The following is a 19386-nucleotide window of genomic DNA, read 5'->3' as shown; positions in this document are numbered from 1 at the left end:
GCGAAACCCCGTGGCCCCGAATGACACCCGGCGGCGATGATGGCGGGCATGAGCCTGATGAAGTACTGGCCCCTGGCCGGATTACGGGTGTGGACACCGCGTCTGGAACTACGCCTGCCCAGTTCGGAGGACCTGGGCGCGCTTGCTGGGCTGGCCGCGGAGGGAGTGCATGATCCGGCGGTGCAGCCGTTCACTGCGGAGTGGACCGATGCGGAACCAGACGAGCGTGCGCAGCGGGTGCTGCGATGGCACTGGCGATGCTGGGCCGGCTGGCAAGTCGATGCGTGGGCACTCAATCTCGTCGTGCTCCGAGAGGGGGAGTTGGTGGGCACCCAAACGATCAGTGCGAAGGACTTCGCGGTCTGCTGCGAGGTGAGCACCGGATCCTGGCTCGGCCGAATCCATCACGGGCAAGGCATCGGAACCGAGATGCGGGCCGCGGTCCTGGAATTGGCATTCGCTCATCTCGGGGCCGAGTCGGCGGTATCGGGCGCGTTCGAGGACAACCTTGGCTCGCACGGAGTCTCACGCAAACTCGGCTACGAGCCCGACGGGCTCGAGGTGCATGCAGTGCGGGGAAAGCCGGCGGTGATACGCCGGTTGCGGCTGACGCGTGAGAGATGGGAAACGCATCGGAGCATGCCGGTGGAAGTGACCGGGCTAGCGCAGTGCCTGCCGCTGTTCGGGGCTCGAATCAAACCGTGACGACGACGCGCGAAGCGCTTCGACCTGCAGGTTCGGCGTCAGAACCGGCAAGGACCCGTGTCAACGGGTCTGTATTCCCCGCCCGGATCACCTTGTTGAGTCGCGGCCGGTTTCCCTGGTGGAGTATGTTGTCCAGCTTCCACCGGCCTCGCCCCAGACTCGGGTCAAGTGCTTGGCGGAGAAACCGAGTGCGTCGGCGACGACGGGGGCCGGAGCCTGGAGAACAAGCTGGCGGAGTGTCGCCGACTTCGTGGCCTGCGCAGGTAGGCCGAGATCGTTGCGGAGATGCTCGAGCAGGGTGCTGGAGCGCAGGGGTTGTCCGGCCCGGCGGCCAGGAGACAGCCACTCGCTGTCCGGATTCACCGTCGTCATGTTCTGGCGGCTGTCGACAAGTTTCAGCAGCATTCCCGCTAGTGGTTCACGGACGGGCAGCGGTGGTGTGCCGAAACGGATGAGCAAGCGGTCGTCGTCGCTGACAACGTCGGCGATGGTGAGTCGGACGAGTCGGGCGACGGACTGGGCGGGCCGACCTCTTTCGATGGGTGAGACTTGGGCGTGCCAGGCATCGATGTCGACCTAGGCGCACTCATCCAGCTGTGAGCCGTGGTCGTCGAGCCAGGTCAGGAATCGAGCTGCTTCGTCGATCGAAGCGATCTAGTAGTTGCCTCCGTCGACGACTCGTCGTCGAATTGCATTGCGGCGCAGATGCGGAGCTGATGCCAGATGCGAATTGCCGTAGCGACCGGCCGTAGGTGTGGTCGGCCAGATCGGACAGCTTCTGCTGTAGCAGGGCCTCGGGGTGCGGCAGCTGCTTGTCGACGGCAGGCAGAACGCCGCAGGTCATGAGCAGATCCCGCAGGTAAGCGACAGCTCACTGGTTGATCTGGAGCCAGCCGCAACTGTGTCCTTCGATGAGGGCGGAGGCCGCGACCTCCTCGGCGCGATCGGCGACTACGAGAGCCAGATGTTCGAATAAGGCGCCGAGGCCGTCCGCTTCGGCCTCGAGGCGCTGCCCGCCATCGCCCCGCAGACAGAACCGGCCTGACAGAAACCGAAGGTGCTGACTCTGGCTGACCTCGAAGCCCCCATCCGGACATGGGTAAGGCAATCCGTGGGCTGCACGGTGACGATGCATCCAGATTCTCCGGCTAACGCTCTTCGACGGAACTGCGCCCTACCGCGCACTCTGCCGCCGCGCTGGCGGTAGCTGGTGGATCTGCGTCGATAGGCCGAGACTGTTATTGCCTGCCCGCGCCATACGGCACGCGATCACACGGGTCGCGCTCGCCTCGGAACCGCCAGATCGGGCGAGGTGCGTGGGTCTCCGCCTATCGACATGAAGGAGGCTGGAAATGAATCACTCAGACTTGGACCCGACCTTCTATCGGAGCGCAGCGGAGGCGGCGGCCGCGCCACCGGAGCGGCTCGCATACGTTGTTGCGTTCGACCGCGCGGCACAGAAGCCAGATGCGCTGTCAGTAATCGATGTGGATCCGGGCTCGGCCACCTACGGCCGGGTGGTGGGCTGGACCGAGGTACCCCACCTGGGCAACGAGCTGCACCATTTCGGCTGGAACGCCTGCAGCAGCGCGCTGAAGCACGAGGGCCACCAGATTGAGGGGCTGACTCGGCGGTACCTGATCGTGCCGGGTCTGCGCTCGTCGCGCCTGTACGTGTTCGACACCCAGCCCGACCCACGCCAGCCCACCCTGTCCAAGATCGTGGACAGCTCCGAGCTCGCGGCCAAGGCCGGCTACTCCCGTCCACACACGCTGCACTGCGGGCCGGACGGTGTGTTCATGACCTGCCTCGGCGGGGCAGACGGATCGGACGGGCCGGGCGGGATCGCGCTGCTCGATCACGGCACGTTCGATGTGCTGCGGCAGTGGGAGACCAACCGTGGGCCGCAATACCTCGCGTACGACGCCTGGTGGCATCTCAACCAGAACACGCTGATCAGCAGCGAGTGGGGCACCCCAGCCATGATCGAGGACGGGCTGAACCCGGAGCTGCTGCTGGCCAACAAGTACGGCCACGCGATCCACTTCTGGGACCTCAGCGCCGGTCGGCACCAGCAGCGGATCGATCTCGGCGAGCAATACCAGATGGCACTCGAGCTGCGCCCGTCGCACGATCCGGACGCCGCTTGGGGGTTCGTCGGCGTGGTGATCTCGACCGAGGATCTGTCGGCCTCCGTGTGGCGTTGGCACCGCGATGGCGGCGTGTGGGCGGTCGACAAGGTGATCACCATCCCGGCCGAGCCGGCCGATCCCGACCTGCTGCCGCCGACACTGAAACCGTTCGGCGCGGTGCCGCCGCTGGTCACCGACATCGACCTGTCGGTCGATGACGCATACCTCTACGTCTCGTGCTGGGGTACCGGGGAGCTGAAACAGTTCGACGTGCACGATCCGGCTGACCCGAAAGAGACCGGGTCGGTCCGGCTCGGCGGGATCGTGGGCCGCACCGCCCACCCGGCCGCGCCGAACCAGCCGCTTGCCGGCGGCCCCCAGATGGTCGAGATCAGCCGTAACGGTCGGCGGGTCTACGTCACCAACTCGCTCTATGGCGCGTGGGACGACCAGTTCTACCCGGATGGGGTTGGCGCCTGGATGGCCGTGATGCGCATCGATCCCGACCGCGGAATGACCATCGACGAGTCGTTCTTCCCGCACGACGAGGACTTTCGAGGTCTGCGGGTGCACCAGGTGCGCCTCCAGGGCGGCGACGCCTCCTCCGACTCCTACTGCTACCGGTAGTCGGGTCGAGCGGGGACCACTGGATCTCTACCGCGTATGCCCGGTCGGCGAAGTGTCCGCACACGTCCAACCTCGGACACGCTGTTGGCGCTAGGAGATCGTCCCCAGAGGTGCTCGCCGAAAGCCCCAGGCGGCTTGGGGTTTGAACTTAGCAGCCTCGTCGGCGTAGCGGGACGATCGTCGTGTCGGTTGGCATGCTCGGCCGGGCTGCTTCCGGGGTGGTCAGCAATCGCGCCGAGCACTTCGCTGAGGCGAAGTCCGACACCGACACCGAGCGCGAGGGCGATGCGTGTCTCCTCGGGCATCAGATGAAAGCAGGTCCAGAACTCCGTCATCGTCGGACAGTAGGCGGCGAGCTCAGGGCGATCCCGGTTCGGTTTGGCGTAGGTCTCGATAGAACAGGGCATCACCACGGTGGCTTCGGCTCGTTCGCTGCAGCCGTGATCCGGGTGAGCATGCGATGGATATCGACTCGGTAGTCGAACGAATAGCCCGTGCGATGGAGTCCGGTCATCAGTTTCAGGACGTGTGGCTCGCGCATTTCGTGGACCGCTAGTCTGTCGAGATACAGGAGGATGAGCCTGATCTTGCTCTGGTAGCGACCGTAGGTTCCCCGATCGATCGCCTGGAGATCGAGCCATTCCCAGCACCATTCGGTCATCATGACCCGAGATCATCTTTCGTGATGTGCTGTCCGGCTACCATTCTGATCTGGGGGATCTATGACCTACGACGACTGCGGCTGGCACTCGGACACAACCGCGGAGTTGGGCCTGGACCGCGAGGCAGGAGCAACCCATATCGGGATGTTCTACGCATGGGCCGTCGCTCACGACCTGCATTCGCCGACCGTGCTCGTCTGGGGCGAACCGGAACCGGTGCCACGACCTGAGCTGGCCGCGTTGCGCGATCGCACGAAAACACCCGGCCGCTACCTGCTCGACCACTGCTGCAGCGAACTGAACGAGGGAGACCTCAACGCCACCGGACAGGCCTTCGCCAAGGCCGTCTACCGGCAATACCTCCGCGCCTATGAATCCATCCCCGCGATCGCGCGGTATGAGACCACCTATCACGTCCCCGATACCTGGGAGATCTACGACGCCGTCGCGGTCTTGCTCGACGAGGCGTGGACGGAGTGGCAGATACACGCTGGCTGACCTGCCGAAAGACGCGCGAAGGCACGGACTTCACTACGGAAGTCCGTGCCTTCGTGCGTTATTCGCGTAGGTGGCAGCGCTCACGAGGAGCGCGGGCTCACCAGGAGCTCTTGTGCACGCCGGGGAGCTCGCCACGGTGGGCCATCTCGCGCAGGCACACGCGGCACATCGTGGAAGACTCGGCTGACACTCGGTCAGAGCGCCCGCTTCAGCCCGACGTGACTGTTGTCGTACCCGAGCCGCGCATAAAAGGCGTGAGCTCGCTCGCGGACCCGGTCTGTGGTGACCTGCGCGAGTGTCGCACCTCGGTGCCTGCCGTGGTCGTGTGCCCACTCGAGCATCGCGGTTCCGATGCCGCGAGAGCGTTCCGAGGCAGCGACCCGGACTCCCTCGATCTGGAGGCGGGTGGCGCCGCCGCGGGAAAGCCCCGGAATGATGGTGAGCTGCATGGTGCCGACGATCCGGTCGCCCTCGTCCCGGACCACGGCCAGATAGTGCGACGGGTCCCTGGTGACGGCGTCGTATGCCTCCTCGTAGCGGGCAATTTCGAAACCTTCGCGGGTACGGCCGATCTCGTCGTCGGAGAGCAGCGCGACCAGCGCTGGCACGTCGGCACGCCCCGCCCGCTGCACACGATAGATCCGGTCGCCGAGTCGGAGCCGACCACCGACCGAAGCCCGTGCCCGTGACTGCAGTCGGGCGATCAGCGTGTCCAGCCAGGCGCCGACGTGCCGCCGGGCTTCGGGAGTGTCCGGATACCGGCAGCGCAGGTGCAGCCCCGCCTCGTCGAGGATGAACCAGAGCATCACGCCGTCGGTCCGAATCGTCGCGCCGACGTACTGCGCCTCCAATCCGGTCGCGTCGACTCGCACCGGCAGCCGACGCAGGTCCAGCCACGAAATCGCGAACATCCCCGGCGCCTCGGGCATCCCGCCCCACGGACGCAGGATGTCCTCCAGTGGCCAGGACCCCATCCGGACGGCCTCCTTCACCGCCTCCGCGCTGGCACGGGGATCGGAGTCGGCCGACTCGAGCACCGAGTTGGTGATGAACCACCCCACCGAGTCGTGCCAGGTGGTGTCGTACCGACTGTGCACCGGAAACACGGCCCGCAGTGCGGTACCGGCCAACTCGTGGGTCACCTCGGTCATCGCCCCCACCACCAGCGCCAAGGTCGAGACGCCGTCGTCGCGGGCCTGCGCCGAGAACGCGGCGCTGTCGTCGACGTCGAGGACATCGCGCACCTCCACGCGCTCCTCCTGCAACGTCGCCTCACCCAGCGGCAGCGGGAACCGTGGCATCACATCGCCGCTGCCCGCCAGCACCTCTGCCCAGCGGCGGTGCACCTCGTCGGGTGCCGGCGGGCGGTCCCGCAGCGCGCGGGTGTGCTCCGCGAAGGCGGGTGCCGGCGGCAACGACGGTGCACGACCCTTCTGCACCGCGGCCAGCGCGGTGAGCAGGTCGCGCACGATCACCAGCATCGACCACATGTCGACGTGCGCGTGGTCGGCGGCGACCACCACGGTCGGCCCTACCGCGGTCTCGAGCACGCAGAGCCGGTACGACGGACGACCGTACGGTGAACAAGCACGGTCGAGCACGGCGCGGAGCGCATCGTTGACCGCCTGCCCCGGAGCGATCACATGCTCGACCCAGCCGCCGGGGCGGATATCGACCTCGTGCAGCCGAGGCTCGCCGTCCTCGCCCGGCACGAAGACCGACCGCAGCGTGCCGTGCCGCTCGATCACCGCCAGCCAGCAGGTCGCGAGCTCGTCGGGCGGTACCGGCGCGGAGAGCCTGAAGGACAACGCCATCCAGGATCCCGCTCGGTCGCCGGCGCCGACGTGGCGCCGCTGGTCGAAGGACACGGGAAGTGACCGGCCCACCCGACCCGCAATGACGTCGAAGCCCAGCAGGCGGCCGAACGGCAGGCGCAAGTGCGCGACGTTGGTCAGCCGCATGACGGTATCCTAGGCTTCTTCCCGAGCGATCGCCGTCTCACCAGCACCCTGGAGCCGCCGTGCCGACCTTCCGTGTTCCCGGCGCCGACCTCGCCGTGGAACTGAGCGACGAGGGCGGCCACCCCGTCGTCCAACTCCACGGCCTCACCTCCAGCCGCCACCGCGACCGTCTGATGGACCTCGATCTCGGCCGCGGACTCAGCGGAACCCGACTGCTGCGGTACGACGCGCGCGGCCACGGCCACTCGACGGGCCGTACCGTCCCCGAGGACTATCGGTGGCCGGTTCTGGCCGATGACCTGCTGAAACTGCTCGACCACTGGTTCCCCGGTGAACAGGTGCACGGTGTCGGTCCTTCGATGGGCACCGGGACACTGCTGCATGCCGCTGTCCGCGATCCTGCCCGATTCGCCGGCCTCACCCTGCTGGTGCCCGCGACCGCCTGGCGCACCCGCGTCGCGAAGGCCGACATCTACCGGAAGAATGCTCGCTTGATCGAGGAACAGGGACTCGACGCCTTCCTCGGTGCCGATCTCACCGCGCCTCGCCCGCCGGCCACCGTCGGAACGCCGGAAACCGTGCCGGATGTCGCCGAGCACCTACTGCCCTCACTGTTCCGCGGGGCAGCGATGAGCGACCTGCCCGCCCCCGAGGCGATCGCCGCGATCGAGGTGCCGACCACGGTGTTGGCCTGGATCGACGACCCCGCCCATCCGGTGTCGACCGCCGAGGCGCTGGTGGACCTGCTGCCGACGGCCACACTGGAGGTGGCGCACACACCGGCCGATCTCGCACGCTGGCCGAGCATCCTGTGCGAGGACGTAGCACGACACGGGTAGGCACGACGCCCTAGCGATTCGTTCTGGGGCCAACCGCCCGACACGATCGCCCGTGCCCCACAGCTCGCCGTCGGCCGGTCCGACGGGGGCCCGAGCACCCAAATGTACGCTCTGGCTACACGGAACTGATCGAATCGGTCCCAGGACGGGTGCATAACAGCCGAGCGCCAGCCGGATCTCGTGTGGCGCAGCGCCAGGCCGCACGCCCCGCGCCCGCCTGGCTTTCGCGATCTCCGACGGCGGTTGTTCATCAATAGTGACGGCAGTCGGCGGGGTTGCGGCGGGCGTGTTGTTCGCGAACTCTGACGGCGGTCAGGCGGGCGGAAGTGCCGGTGCGGTCGAGGTGATCGTGTTGCGGCTCTGGGCCAGGACGACGGTGTCGCCGGTCATGGGTGTGGGGTTCACGGGGCCTTTCCATCCGCACCAGCCGCCGCAGGCGGCGATGCTTTGGCTTTCGACGCGGCCGTCGTCGAATTGGGCGGTGATGAGCCAGGCGCGAGCAGGGTAGTCGCAGATGGGGCAGGTGCCGAAGTAGTTGAGAACGTCCTGGACTTCGGAAGCGGTGACAGTGTGTTTGCGACTGGCCATGAGCTGGTTCCTCCCTGAGCAGGGAGCATAAGCCGTTGGGGCCGTTGCTCTTTCCGGAATGCCGGGTGCTTCCGATCACAGGTCAGCGCGACGGCGGGATCTCGGTGCCGAGTAGCAAGGCGAATCGGAGCAGGTCGGCGCGAAGGTCGTCGGCGGTGTAGTGGCCGTCGGTGAGGTAGCGGTTGAAGCTTAGGCGGGCGTGTTGATCGGTGCTGATCCAGTCGTGGATGAGCAACAGCAGTTCGCCGAGCTCGATGGCGTCGGCGGGATCGGCGTCGGTCATCTCAGCTGGCGCCGGTGGCGGCTTTGGTGCGGGCGAGCCGGTACGAAACGGTGCCGGTCTCGATGATGTTGCCGCCGAAGGTAATCCTGTCGACAATGGCCGCGCAGAGCCGGGGATCGGTGAAAGTCTTTGTCCAGGAACCGAAGCTTTCGTTGGAGGCGATCGCGACGTAGCCGAGTTCATCGATGCATAAAGGTCGACCCGGCCGTAACGGGCGATGGTCTTGGTCAGCACCTTGTCGTCGGCGGCCTCGACCAACTCGTTGACCAGCTTGGCGACGAGGGTGTATTCGACTCGGAACCCGGCCATGGCGGCCTCGGTGCCCAGCGCGATCAGCAGGTGGGACTTGTCGGCGCCGGAATCGCCGATCAGACACAGCGGCATGCCTTTTCGGATCCATTCGCATTTGGCGAGAGTGTGGATCATGGCCGCGTCGATGTGGGGGTTGGCCTCGAAGTCGAAGCCGCGCAACGACTTCTCGCGCGGGAACCCAGCGGCTTTGATGCGGCGTTCGGAGCGGCGCCGGGCGCGGTCGTCGCATTCGGCCATGAGCAACTCGGCCAGGAAGCCGCGGTAGCTCATCTGTTCACGCTCGGCGGCATCGGCCATGTCGTCGAACTGGGCGCGGATGGTGGGCAAGCGCAGCAGGCGGCAGGCGCTGTCGACCGCGGCGTCGGCGGCCTGCTCGGTCAGCCCGCGGCGGCGGGGCGTGTTCATCGAAGGTCATCCTTTCGCTCGGGATCTCAACCGCAGCAGCTGGTCATAGGCGGCCACCGACGGCAGCGGCCGAGTATCGGCCGGTAGCTGCGCCAACCGGCGCGCGGTCAGCGAAGCCACCAACGGTGACCGGTCCACCGGTTCAGCGGTTGTGGTGTCGGTAGCGGGATGGTCCGCGTCGGCAGATTTTCGGGCCTTCATCGCGACCGCGTCGGCGGTGAGCGCGCCGGCCTGCAGCGCGGCCGCCAGGCCCGCGACGACGTATTCATGACGCAGATGCCGGTGCAGCATCAACACTTCGATCAGAGCGAGAGTGCCGTCCTTGTCGCCACGTGCCTTGCGGGCGGCGGACCACCAGGCGTCGTGGACGGGAGTGAATTTGCCCGCGGCGCGGGCCTGTTCGAGGATCGTGGACCCAGGCAGAGCACCGGGTTTGCGCAGCAGCCCTTCCAGGTAGTGGTCGAGCTCGAGGCGGGTGTCACCTTTTCCTGCGACCCGTTCGTGGCGGGCGATCTCGGAGCGGCCGTCGTAGACGATCAGCTCCGAAGCCCGAAGCAGCACCCGCACTTGCCGACCCACCAGCCGCACCGGAACGGAATACTTGTTGGTGCGCACCGTAACCTGCGAAAACCGGTCGACCCGCGGGGTGAACCAACGGCCGGTCTCGAACGGCTCGGCGGGTAAAGGCTTCAGCGGCGAACGGTTCGGCTGACCGGCCAGGTGCGAAACATCGTTAGATTCGTATATCGACATAGCCGAACTATTCGCGCGGCCGCCTGCACTCAGGCTGTCGACTGATGTGGCCGAGGACGTCGGCGGCGCGCTGCGGGTCGCATCAGGCGCCCCGATCATCAACGCGCTGTACGTACGGGGCCCCCGCCAAATGTTCGAAAAGCTCAGGGGCTTGCCCGCGCGCGCCGTACACCCGACGTGGCATTACCGCCAGCGCGCCTGCACCGGGTGGAACCAACTCCTCCTCGTGGTAGCGACCGCGGTGACGCCTCGCACCTTTGTCGAACTCGACGAACGCCGCCCTCGCTTCGGCAATCGACCGTCTGCTCGGCTTCTGCGCATCCTCCCGCTGGCCGGAACTGGTTCCCGCCAACCTCTTTCGACATCCATCTCCCCTCCCCACGCCAGCTCACAGATCGCGCAACAGTACGGTACTTGCAGTTATCCCTGGCCTCGAACCAGGCTCAGCAGGCAGCGATCCGAACACAGCGCGTCGACGAATTCGTTGCCGCGGAGAAGGCACTCTTCTGCCGAGGGGAATGCCCCGGGGGGCCAGCACCTACGCTGCCATCATGCCCAAGCTCAGATTGACCAACACGCACGAGAGCAAGAAGCTGGTGATCTGGCTCGAACCCCTCGGCGAGGACTTTTGGATGTGTCCGGGAGAGGCATTCACGGTCGAGTTCGACGGCAGCGACCACGCGGAGCATGTGATCGGCGACGCACACTTCGACGTCTCGTGGTACGAAGACGGTTTCATCGTATGGACCGGCTCCCGGTGGTGCCCAAGCTTGCGCGACAAGGCAGGTGTCGAGCTCGAATGTGGGCATCAGCGTCCCCCCGCAGCCGACCGCGCTTGGCAGCTACCGAAGCTCATGCGCGACGGCGGGTAGGAGATGGCAGCGGGTAGCGAAGAGTTGCCACAACTCTCTGACCAAGACAGCCGCAAAAATCCGGACAATGCCCCGCTGAGCGGCGGCCTGCACCCGAGACGGACTACGGCTCGCAACGTTGTGGCTAATAACGTTCGGTAGCCGATTACCGCGCAATCGCGTGACACGCTCGGACATTTGCTGACTGATGGTGCGCCGACACGTTTGGCGGTTCCGCTCTGACTGAGCTGAGCGGCTTTGTCGCGCTGCTCCCTTGGGCATCACCACCCACTGGCTCCGCCACACCACACAGACCTGGGTCGAACGCAACTTCGGCCACGCCGTCGCCCACGCCTACGCAGGACACACCGACGCCAACGGCGAGAGCAGCACCACCCTCTATACCCGAGCCCGGCATCGAGAAAGTGGCCCAAGCCCTCTCAGCCAATGGGCGCAGCAGTTTCCGAGTCAACGCCTCTGGGTTTGTAATACAACAATGTTTGGAAGCCTGGCGCCCACAGCGGCTCCGGGCGGCTGTCGGACGGCGATGCCGGGGCCGGCGGGTTCCATGCCGGCGGACTGTCGAGGTCGATCAGCGTGACAGGGCGACCGACTGCATCATCGCCAGCAGGAGGGCGCCGCAGGCCTCGAGCTGTTGATCGGCGGCGTGGGGGTCGTCGCTTATTGTTTCGATGGTCGTCTTCAGGCCGTCGAAGGCGCCGACGAGGACGGTGGCGAGCAGTTCCGGGTCGACTCCGTCTGATACCTCACCGATGTGCTGGGCGTCGCGAATGAGGTCGGCGACGCGGTCGATCCATCGGCGGGTCAGTTCCGTGGCGAGGGTTCGGGTCGCGGGCACCTCGGCGAGGTTCTGGGCAAGGCGCGAGATGACCCAGGCGTCGGGGTCGTCACGGTGGAGATCCAGCATGGCGGGCAGCAGCGCTTCCATCCGCTGTAGCCCGGGGGGTGCCGTGGCCAGTCGTGCTTGTACCCGATCGAGCCATTGCGCGTGCTTCTCGGTGAGCACGGCAACGGCGAGGGCTTCCTTGCTCTCGAAATGAAAGTAGACCGAGCCCTTGGTCATTCCGCTCGCTTCGATCACGTCGGCCATGCGTGCCCGGTCGTAACCGACCTGCGCGAACACAGCGGCGGCGGCATCGAGGATCCGCTCTCGGGATGCCGCTCCGTGTTCGGTTGGGCCGGATGGGCGGCCGACGCGTCGCCGGGCCGGCGTGTTGCGGTGGGGGCTTGCCATGGCCTCATCATAGCGGTATTAATTAGACCAGCATGCAGGTTTAATTAAGGAGGTAGTGGTGGCCGGATACTTCGACCGACAGCGAGTACTGGTGACCGGGGCGTCATCGGGTATCGGGCGCGCGTTCGCCGCGCGCGTCGCCGCGGACGGTGGTGACCTCGTTCTGGTCGCCCGCAGGGAGGCGGTACTGCGAACACAGGCCGACGAATTGCACGCGCAATTCGGTTCGAGCGTGGAGGTCATCCCCGCGGACCTCAGCGCCCCGAGCGCCGCGGTGGGCGTCGCCGAACTGCTCGCCCAGCGTGCGATCACCGTCGATGCGCTCGTCAACAATGCGGGACTCGGAATCCATGGCGACCTCGCCGATGCCGACCTCGGGGCGGTCTCGAGTCAGATCGCGGTGAACATCACCGCTTTGACCGAGCTCACCGCAATCCTGTTGCCCGGCATGATCGCTCGCGGACGCGGAGCCGTCGTCAACGTGGCCAGCACCGCCGCGTTTCAGCCGGTGCCGCACATGGCGGTGTACGCGGCGACCAAGGCGTACGTGCTGTCCTTCACCCGCGCGCTGTGGTCCGAGACCCGCGGCACCGGGGTCCAGGTACTTGCCGTGAGCCCGGGTGCCACCGACACCGCATTCTTCGAGATCGCCGGTGAGGACGCCTCGGTCGGCAGCCGGCGTGCTCCCGAACAGGTCGTCGAAGCGGCCTTGTGCGCGCTCGGGTCCAACCGCCCCGACATCGTCGACGGCGCGGCGAACGCATTGCTGGCGCGCATCGCCGGCCGGATTCCCGCCAAGTGGGCAATCGCGCTCGCCGAGCGTTCCGTCCGGCCGGAATCGCCTGTACCCCAAACCAATTGATCGATTCGGAGAGAGTGCGACATGTTCATCCAGCAGTTCGCCACCGCGGCCGCGGCCGCGGTGAACAAGCACAGCGTCGATGAGGTCGTCGGCCTGTGGCGAGAGCCCGCCGCCTACGACTCACCCCTGACGGGTCCGCAGCAAGGGCTTGCGGCGCTGGCTGCCCGAGAATCCGCGCTGTTCGATGGTTTCAGCGACCTCACCGCCACTATCCAACCCCTCGGGCAAGTGGATTCCACTGGCGCCGCGCTGGTTCGCTTCGACGGTACCCACGACGGGCACTACGCGGGAATAGCGTCGAGCGGGAACACGATCGCCATCGAGATGGTCGCCGTCGTCACCTTCGACGACGAGGGCTACGTCATCGGTGAACGGGTCTTTCTCGACACCGCGGCAGTCCTGCGTCAACTCACCGGATACGACGGCACCAGCACGACATAACCTCGCCAACTTCATCCCGACCGCACTGCCCGACGGAGCAGGGCTCGCCTCGATACGACGTGGACGACGGCCCCCATCTTCCATGCGATCGCAAGCGAGGATCGTCACGAGCGAGAGCCGTGGCCCGAGCATGCACTCGCGGATGTCGGACACACCGCCGCTGATCTCGTCCGGCAAAAGGCCGCGGCCTCCGAGATCGCTGTGCAACCGAGTGCCGCCGAGCAGGCCGGGACCTCAACTGAGTACCGGGGCGGCGATCTCGTCGGCATCCACCTCGGCGACTCCTGGCTGGAACGCTTGGGCTGATGAGATCAACTCGCCCGTCGAACGCGGTGAGCGGAGCGTGGGTAGCGCTCCGGTTGACCAGAGTGGTGCCAACTCTGCTCCGGCACAGCCAGTCCGCGACTTTTGAGTACGACAGGCCCAGGGGAATCGAACAGTTGCCGGCCCGTATCTCGACCCGCGCACAGCGAGAATATCGACTTCTTCGGCGCCATCGAAGTCGACCTTCACACCGAACTCGTCCGCTGGGGCGACTACCGGTCGCCGAAGCGTCAGATGGGCAGGGCCCCATAGCGTCTGCTGTGCGGCTTGCCAGCGGGCACGGCCAGCACGCCGGTGCCTTGGACACGTGTATGCGGTCCAAGTGCTTCAGGGCTCACCGACAGCCGCCAGGCCACCTCGAGGGACCTGAATTCCCAGCCCCCTGACTCCCCTTCGTCCTGATGAGTGTCGAGAGGTTCGTCGACGTCGTCGGCATCGTCGAACTCGTCGTCGATGTCCTCATAGCTCCTCTCATCCTTGGGAGTGGGTGCGAACTTTTCCAGCACCCACGCCTTGAATTTCTCTTCTGTCGACTCGCTGGGCGGGGTCTCCGGTCGCACAGGTGGGACTCCCGTGCCGGGGTCATGCTCGTTCACCCAGGCCCGAAGTTCCTCGACGGTCGGTTGCCGTCCGGATTCGGCCGCAGGGCCGATCTGCACTCCGTCGTCGATATCGAAGTCGTAGTAGCAGTACCGCACGACCTCACCCTTGTCGGCGACGCACCATCCGCTCTGATCCCAACATCCACCGCTCTCGGTTTCGAGGTACCAGTGCGCTTTCCCGAAGCGGCGGCTCAACTCCGCGCAGCGGCGGTGCGCGGAGGCGAACGCAACTTCACCGTCAGCCACATTCCCGTCCGCGGTCAGCACGCTGCCGTCGGCGAATACCAACGTCCACCCGTCCAAGGCCGGTGTGACGAACACCTGCCCGTACGCGCCGGTGATGCCGTAGCCGATGTACTCGGGCAACGGCCGCCACGGGCCGTCCAGCTGCCAGGGTGCGAATCCCATACGCATGGTCACGGGCACCGGGTCTCGAAGATCGAACGCGGCCAGCACTGCTGCCTGGTCGGTCGTCGGCAATGCGTACCACTCGCCCTGCGGGATCACCGGCTGCGGCACTTCGGTGAGCTGCTTGACCCGAATCAGGCGTTGAACCAACGCTTGGTCGGCCGTGCCCAACTCGGCCCAGTCGAGCTCCGCCAGGGCGCTGATCGCGGCGCGCCGGCCCAACATTCGTGTGTCTCGTACGGCGCGCAGTACCGGGGCGACGCCGGGGCCGAGTTCGGCCAGGAACCACACTGCATTCTGCCGCACCCGCTCCAGCGGGCTGCCCAGCAGTGCCACCAGCACGGCTGCCCGTTGATGGAGGCCAGCAGCCACCGCGGGCGCGGGTAGCACGGAGTCGCCACTGTGACCGTCAATGGCGAAGCGGGGCGGGTGAGTTCCGGCCGGTAGCCCGAGCAGACCGGCAAACCGATCGAACACGACCTCGTTCGGCGCTTCGATGAGGTCATCGATGAAGACGTTGAAGGAGATCTTGCTGTCACAGAGGTCTTCGCTGAGCATGTCGGCGCAGTCCGGCCAGGCGTACGAGTACTCCTCGTATCGCAGCACTTCCACCAACACGTTGTAGATGTAGCCACCCCAGTCGGCCAACCTTTCCAAGCCTTTTCGGCGAACCTCCGAATCCACGTCGGTCACCTGCGCAAACAGCTTGGCTATAAGAGCGTCACCCACGGCCGACAACGCTACTGCCCCCAGATGTTCGACGGGTAGGCTCGAAACCTGAACCAGGGCGACCTCACAGCCCAGTACCGGCAGACCGAGCAACCGACGGACGTATCGCCGAGGTCCGCTTGTTGTCTTGGACACCGCGGCCGTCACCGAAACTTGTTCGCCCATTCGGCGTAGGCACGAGGACGACATGGGCACGGCGGCAGATCATCACCGGGAATCCCTCCCAGCAGCAGCTGATAACGCTCCAGATCGACACACAGATCACCCACTGAATACGTGCCGGTCCCCACGAACGCCGCGAACTCCTCGGTCACCGCCAGCCCCGCCGCGCCGAAGAAGTCTCGGATGAACTCCAACAGTTCAACCAACCCCAAGGCGTCATTGACGTCGATACGTATCCCGTTGTCGGCCATGGCTGAATCACCCCCGGTTTGGTGCCCACCATGCCTCAACACACCCCGGCCCGCACTTCTCCGCCATCACCGTCCGGACCCGCACAGGCGCCGTCCAAATCCGCGGACACTACCCCTGCCCGATTTCTCGGTGCCGTCCAAATTCGTGGACAGACGCCGTCCAGATCAGTGGACGTAGCCACGGAGCACCGCCTTGCGGAGTGAGGTATGAACTAGCGAGACCACCGACTGGCACTGAGCGCACAGCTCGTGGGTACCCCGCGGGCGACCGCGACGTCCAAGCCGACAGCACCGCGTTTGAACCCATCAGCATCTCGCTTAGCTTTTCGCCTACTCCCGGAGATGACAGTGACCGATACCTCTGACACAACGCCAACTGTGCCCGATGGACCCTCGCACCAAAGGCCATACGAAAGAACCTATTCCGTTGCGGACGGCGCCAGCGCGCTGCGGAAGTCAGTCCGCTGGTATACCGAACAACTAAAGGCAGGGCGGCTGCCTGGTCATAAGGCGGGACGAACGTGGTTCCTCACCGACAGCGACATCGCTACGGCGATCGAAGTCACCCGCCAACCGGCTACACAGCTGCCCGTACGGGCCCGAACTGCGCCGACCATCGACCGATCGGCCCAACCGCGCCTCCGCGCACGCCGTCGTAACCCGATCCCTCCACAGAACGACCGGCGCTGACGCCTCCTCCTTCAGAGCCATTCATCCGATCAACCACCCGTCGCACGGTCGGAATGCGGCATGGTTCCATGCGCGACATCAACCTGGATGAAAGCTGCGGCGCCCAATCGATAACCGAGCCAACGAGGTTCAGGCAAGGGGAGCGACGACGGTCTGCCTGCCGTCTCCGAGGTCCCGCCGCGAGCCTGTCGCGAATGCCGTATCAGAGCCAGCCCAAAGCGGGCATCAAACCAGGGCGATTCATGCGCGGCGCAGCGTCGCACACCCTCCTGGCCACATGGAGATTGTCGGCCGCATTCCTGAGGTCGGCGGTTGGTGCATCCACGTCAAGGACACGAATATGCCCGCGCTGTTGCCCACACCAAAGCCTGTTGCGCTGGAACCGACTGCAAGAACGCACACCGACGACGTCGAACTAGCTCGACGCACCAACTAGCGTTGACATGGAGGGGCATCTGTAGCAGCGCGCTTTCTTGGTCATGGCGCCGAAGCAGAAGATCGGGTTTCATGTAAGTGGGTGAATCAGGCTAGACGGGCCAGAATGCGATGTCCCATGCCTTCGATTCGCAACAAGCGGTCGGTAGTCCACTTCAACGACAACGTGTCGAACACTGAGAATCCAGATCGCAGGCGCGCGACGGACTTTCAACGCCCTCGTCATCTCGTCTCTTCACTTCGAAGTGTCGACGATCGACTCGCCAGCGGGACTCCAAAGCAGACAGGCTTTCGACCCGTCCCGCTGGGCTTCCTCAGTGGTCGTGAGCGCTGAAGCCGATGGTTCCGCATCCTTCTCGCAGACGCCCCGCTGGATCGATCGAGGTCGTCTGCCCAGACGACCCGCCCGAGTTGAACCCCGCCGCGGCTAGGCTGCTGCTCGAGCTGCTTCTCCGACATGCCCGCGACGGTTCTGGTGAGAGGAAGACCGACGATGCCGACCGAGTCCAACGAATGGGCCGTGCTCGACGAACTTCTCGGGCTCGTCCCCGAAACCGTTGAGCCGAGTGCCGATCAGCGGTTCGCCTTCTACGGGCGATGCTCCACCGAGGACAACCAAGACCCCGAAACCTCGTATCGGTGGCAGCGCGGCAACGCCGAAAAGTTCGTCGCCGACGGCTCCATCGTCGAGGACTACTTCGACGTCGGCCAATCGCGCTCGGTGCCATGGCATCGCCGCCCCGAAGCCGCACGCCTGCTGGCAGACCTGAAGCGCCACACCCGCGGCTGGTCGGCGATCGTGGTCGGTGAAGGGACACGCTGCTGGTTCGGCAACCAGTTCAGCCTCGTGGCACCCCGCATTCAAGCGCACAAGGTCGAAGTCTGGGTCCCCGAACTCAGCGGACGCTTCGACCCCCACAACGTGACCCACTCGATCATGATGAGCATGCTCGGCGGCCTCAGCGAATCCGAACGCCAACACGTCCAACAACGCACCCGAGCCAGCATGGACGCCCAAGTCCTCAACGAAGGCCGCCACCAAGGCGGCCGAGCACCCTACGGATACATGGTCGTCGACGGCCCACCACACCCGAACCCGAACCGGGCCTCCGACGGATCCCGACTGCGGATCCTGTCACTCGACGTGGCCACCGCACCGGTGGTCCAACGAATCTTCCGCGACTACATCGCCGGCCGAGGCGACAAGGCCATCGCCCACGAACTCAACCGCGAGGCCATTCCCTGCCCCTCGGCGCACCGGCCCGAGCAGAACCGGCACCGATCCCAAGACGGCTGGCAAGCCAGCACCGTCTCGGCCATTCTGCAGAACCCGCGCTACACCGGCTACGCCATCTTCGGGCGCTGGAACAAGCACGAAGAACTCCTCGATCCCGACGACGTCGCCGCAGGCCACATCACCCGCCTACGCCGCTCCCCCAACCACCGCATCATCCGATCCAAGAAGCCCGCGCACCCCGCCATCGTCTCGGTCGAGACCTTCACCGAAGCCCAACTTATCCGCAGACGCAGGGCCAGCACAGGCAATGGCGCCCGCGGCCGCCTGGAACGTACAAGGAAAACCTCCCCACGCGAGTATCTGCTTCGCGGGCTGGTGCGCTGCGACGTCTGCGGGCGCAAAATGCAGCCTGGAGTGGTCCGAGGAGTCGTCTACTACCGCTGCCGCGCAAAGACCCTCACCCCTGGGAGCCCCGCCTTGGCCGAGCACCCCCTGACGGTCAACCTCCGCGAGGACCACCTCGCTGCACCGATCAACCGGTGGCTGGCCACCCTGTTCAATCGGGCCAATCGCGATCGCACCATCGCCAACCTGTTCGCGGCCCAGAACGGCAACGATCACGACACACATCGGGCATTGCTACGGCGACGTATCGCCGACGCCGAAGCCAAGCTCGAACGCCATCTGGCCGCCATCGAAGCGGGCGTTGACCCGCAAGCCCTCGTCGCCGCGATGAACACTGCACAAGCGGACAAAGCCGCAGCCCAAGCAGAGCTACAGAACATGCCGAGCACCCCCCGACTGACCGAGACGGAGATCCGCAAGCTCATCGAGTCCCTCGGGGACATCCCTGCCGTCCTCGCCGCGGGCGCACGACCCGACAAAGCGGACCTCTACCAGGCTCTCCACCTGGGCATACGGTATCGGCCTCGACAACGGGTTGTCGTTGTCGAGGCCGATGCTGTGTTTAGCACTGGTGTCCGGAGCCGGATACGCTGCAACCTGCATCCACCGACAACCGGCTCTCACGCGCGCTGGACCGAATCACGGGGTCCCGTCAGCCACATCAGGTAGCTGTGAAACACTCAGGCGAGCCGGTAGGTGATGTCAGCGCGAACCTCGGTTACCGGGGCGAGTATTTCGATGTCGGGTCCCCATCCGGCAACGGCGAGAGTCTCACAGCTCGTTGTCGATAAAAGCGAAAATCTCATCGGCAGTGGCCGACTTGAGCTTCTCCGCAACGTTCGCACCACCTGTATCCGGTGTTTGGCTGATTTTGGTGAGGAGGGCTTGGAGGCGTGATGTGATGCCCGAACGATCGGCTGGGTTTGCCGCCGATATGACGGCTTCGAGCCGATCAAGCTCCGCGGACAC

19 protein-coding genes and 2 pseudogenes are annotated in these 19386 nt (G+C 65.8%); 9 read left to right on the top strand and 12 right to left on the bottom strand.

The genetic code is table 11. The annotated features are described in order from the left end of the window. Positions 1-48: 48 nt before the first annotated feature. The gene (locus AC3EO7_RS36070) at positions 49-705 is read left to right on the top strand and encodes a GNAT family N-acetyltransferase (protein WP_435593666.1); all 657 of its coding nucleotides are present in this window, start codon (positions 49-51) and stop codon (positions 703-705) included. An 87-nt stretch (positions 706-792) separates the two neighbouring features. On the opposite strand, the gene AC3EO7_RS36065 is transcribed toward AC3EO7_RS36070, so the two are convergent. Beyond that, positions 793-1110: a Rho GTPase-activating protein gene (locus AC3EO7_RS36065; protein WP_435593665.1), complete on the bottom strand. Its 318-nt coding sequence runs from the start codon at positions 1108-1110 to the stop codon at positions 793-795. 394 nt (positions 1111-1504) lie between these two features. On the opposite strand from AC3EO7_RS36065, the gene AC3EO7_RS36060 reads away from it, so the two are divergent. Continuing rightward, positions 1505-1681 carry a hypothetical protein gene (locus AC3EO7_RS36060; protein WP_435593664.1) on the top strand — a complete coding sequence of 59 codons (177 nt, stop codon included), beginning with the start codon at positions 1505-1507 and terminating at the stop codon, positions 1679-1681. A gap of 376 nt (positions 1682-2057) precedes the next feature. Next, on the top strand, positions 2058-3464 hold the full coding sequence (locus AC3EO7_RS36055; protein ID WP_435593663.1) for a selenium-binding protein SBP56-related protein: 1407 nt from the start codon (positions 2058-2060) through the stop codon (positions 3462-3464). 406 nt (positions 3465-3870) lie between these two features. On the opposite strand, the gene AC3EO7_RS36050 is transcribed toward AC3EO7_RS36055, so the two are convergent. Continuing rightward, on the bottom strand, positions 3871-4128 hold the full coding sequence (locus AC3EO7_RS36050) for a hypothetical protein (protein WP_431972515.1): 258 nt from the start codon (positions 4126-4128) through the stop codon (positions 3871-3873). Between the two features lie 58 nt (positions 4129-4186). Here AC3EO7_RS36050 and AC3EO7_RS36045 point away from each other — a divergent pair, with 58 nt between their 5' ends. Next, positions 4187-4624 (top strand): DUF7832 domain-containing protein, encoded by a 438-nt coding sequence (locus tag AC3EO7_RS36045; protein ID WP_431972516.1) that lies wholly within the window; start codon positions 4187-4189, stop codon positions 4622-4624. Positions 4625-4721: 97 nt separating this feature from the next. Here AC3EO7_RS36045 and rpsN read toward each other — a convergent pair. Together rpsN and AC3EO7_RS36035 are read right to left on the bottom strand one after the other, a co-directional pair. Next, positions 4722-4793, bottom strand: a pseudogene (rpsN, locus tag AC3EO7_RS36040) (type Z 30S ribosomal protein S14); the annotation flags it as partial. A 25-nt stretch (positions 4794-4818) separates the two neighbouring features. After that, on the bottom strand, positions 4819-6585 hold the full coding sequence (locus tag AC3EO7_RS36035) for a GNAT family N-acetyltransferase (protein WP_067834539.1): 1767 nt from the start codon (positions 6583-6585) through the stop codon (positions 4819-4821). 59 nt (positions 6586-6644) lie between these two features. Between AC3EO7_RS36035 and AC3EO7_RS36030 the strand changes: the two genes are divergently transcribed. Beyond that, positions 6645-7424, top strand: coding sequence for an alpha/beta fold hydrolase (locus tag AC3EO7_RS36030; protein WP_435593662.1), 780 nt, complete (start codon positions 6645-6647; stop codon positions 7422-7424). A 312-nt stretch (positions 7425-7736) separates the two neighbouring features. On the opposite strand, the gene AC3EO7_RS36025 is transcribed toward AC3EO7_RS36030, so the two are convergent. From AC3EO7_RS36025 to AC3EO7_RS36010, 4 genes and pseudogenes are all read right to left on the bottom strand, one after another. Continuing rightward, positions 7737-8012 (bottom strand): hypothetical protein, encoded by a 276-nt coding sequence (locus tag AC3EO7_RS36025; RefSeq protein ID WP_431972519.1) that lies wholly within the window; start codon positions 8010-8012, stop codon positions 7737-7739. 82 nt (positions 8013-8094) lie between these two features. Next, on the bottom strand, positions 8095-8295 hold the full coding sequence (locus tag AC3EO7_RS36020) for a hypothetical protein (protein WP_435593661.1): 201 nt from the start codon (positions 8293-8295) through the stop codon (positions 8095-8097). Between the two features lies 1 nt (position 8296). Further along, positions 8297-9012: pseudogene (locus AC3EO7_RS36015) on the bottom strand (ATP-binding protein). Positions 9013-9018: 6 nt separating this feature from the next. Continuing rightward, a complete protein-coding gene (locus tag AC3EO7_RS36010; protein ID WP_435593660.1) occupies positions 9019-9765 on the bottom strand; it encodes a Mu transposase domain-containing protein in 747 nt (248 codons plus the stop codon). Positions 9766-10316: 551 nt separating this feature from the next. On the opposite strand from AC3EO7_RS36010, the gene AC3EO7_RS36005 reads away from it, so the two are divergent. Continuing rightward, positions 10317-10637, top strand: coding sequence for a hypothetical protein (locus tag AC3EO7_RS36005; RefSeq protein WP_431972521.1), 321 nt, complete (start codon positions 10317-10319; stop codon positions 10635-10637). A 571-nt stretch (positions 10638-11208) separates the two neighbouring features. On the opposite strand, the gene AC3EO7_RS36000 is transcribed toward AC3EO7_RS36005, so the two are convergent. Then, positions 11209-11871, bottom strand: coding sequence for a TetR family transcriptional regulator (locus AC3EO7_RS36000; RefSeq protein ID WP_431972522.1), 663 nt, complete (start codon positions 11869-11871; stop codon positions 11209-11211). 58 nt (positions 11872-11929) lie between these two features. On the opposite strand from AC3EO7_RS36000, the gene AC3EO7_RS35995 reads away from it, so the two are divergent. After that, complete coding sequence (locus tag AC3EO7_RS35995; RefSeq protein WP_435593659.1) at positions 11930-12733, top strand: SDR family NAD(P)-dependent oxidoreductase; 804 nt, start codon at positions 11930-11932, stop codon at positions 12731-12733. 21 nt (positions 12734-12754) lie between these two features. Further along, positions 12755-13174, top strand: coding sequence for an ester cyclase (locus tag AC3EO7_RS35990; protein ID WP_435593658.1), 420 nt, complete (start codon positions 12755-12757; stop codon positions 13172-13174). Positions 13175-13728: 554 nt separating this feature from the next. On the opposite strand, the gene AC3EO7_RS35985 is transcribed toward AC3EO7_RS35990, so the two are convergent. Both AC3EO7_RS35985 and AC3EO7_RS35980 read right to left on the bottom strand, forming a co-directional pair. After that, positions 13729-15330, bottom strand: coding sequence for a HEAT repeat domain-containing protein (locus AC3EO7_RS35985; protein ID WP_435593657.1), 1602 nt, complete (start codon positions 15328-15330; stop codon positions 13729-13731). Positions 15331-15380: 50 nt separating this feature from the next. Then, positions 15381-15650 carry a hypothetical protein gene (locus tag AC3EO7_RS35980; protein WP_435593656.1) on the bottom strand — a complete coding sequence of 90 codons (270 nt, stop codon included), beginning with the start codon at positions 15648-15650 and terminating at the stop codon, positions 15381-15383. Between the two features lie 1618 nt (positions 15651-17268). On the opposite strand from AC3EO7_RS35980, the gene AC3EO7_RS35975 reads away from it, so the two are divergent. Beyond that, positions 17269-19086, top strand: a complete 1818-nt coding sequence (locus tag AC3EO7_RS35975; protein WP_435593655.1) for a recombinase family protein — start codon at positions 17269-17271, stop codon at positions 19084-19086. Between the two features lie 102 nt (positions 19087-19188). On the opposite strand, the gene AC3EO7_RS35970 is transcribed toward AC3EO7_RS35975, so the two are convergent. Further along, positions 19189-19386: hypothetical protein (locus tag AC3EO7_RS35970; protein WP_435593654.1), on the bottom strand; the 198-nt coding region annotated here is incomplete at its 5' end.

The sequence above is a fragment of the Nocardia sp. bgisy118 genome (assembly GCF_057708605.1).
This window is presented reverse-complemented; position numbering and strand designations above follow the sequence as displayed.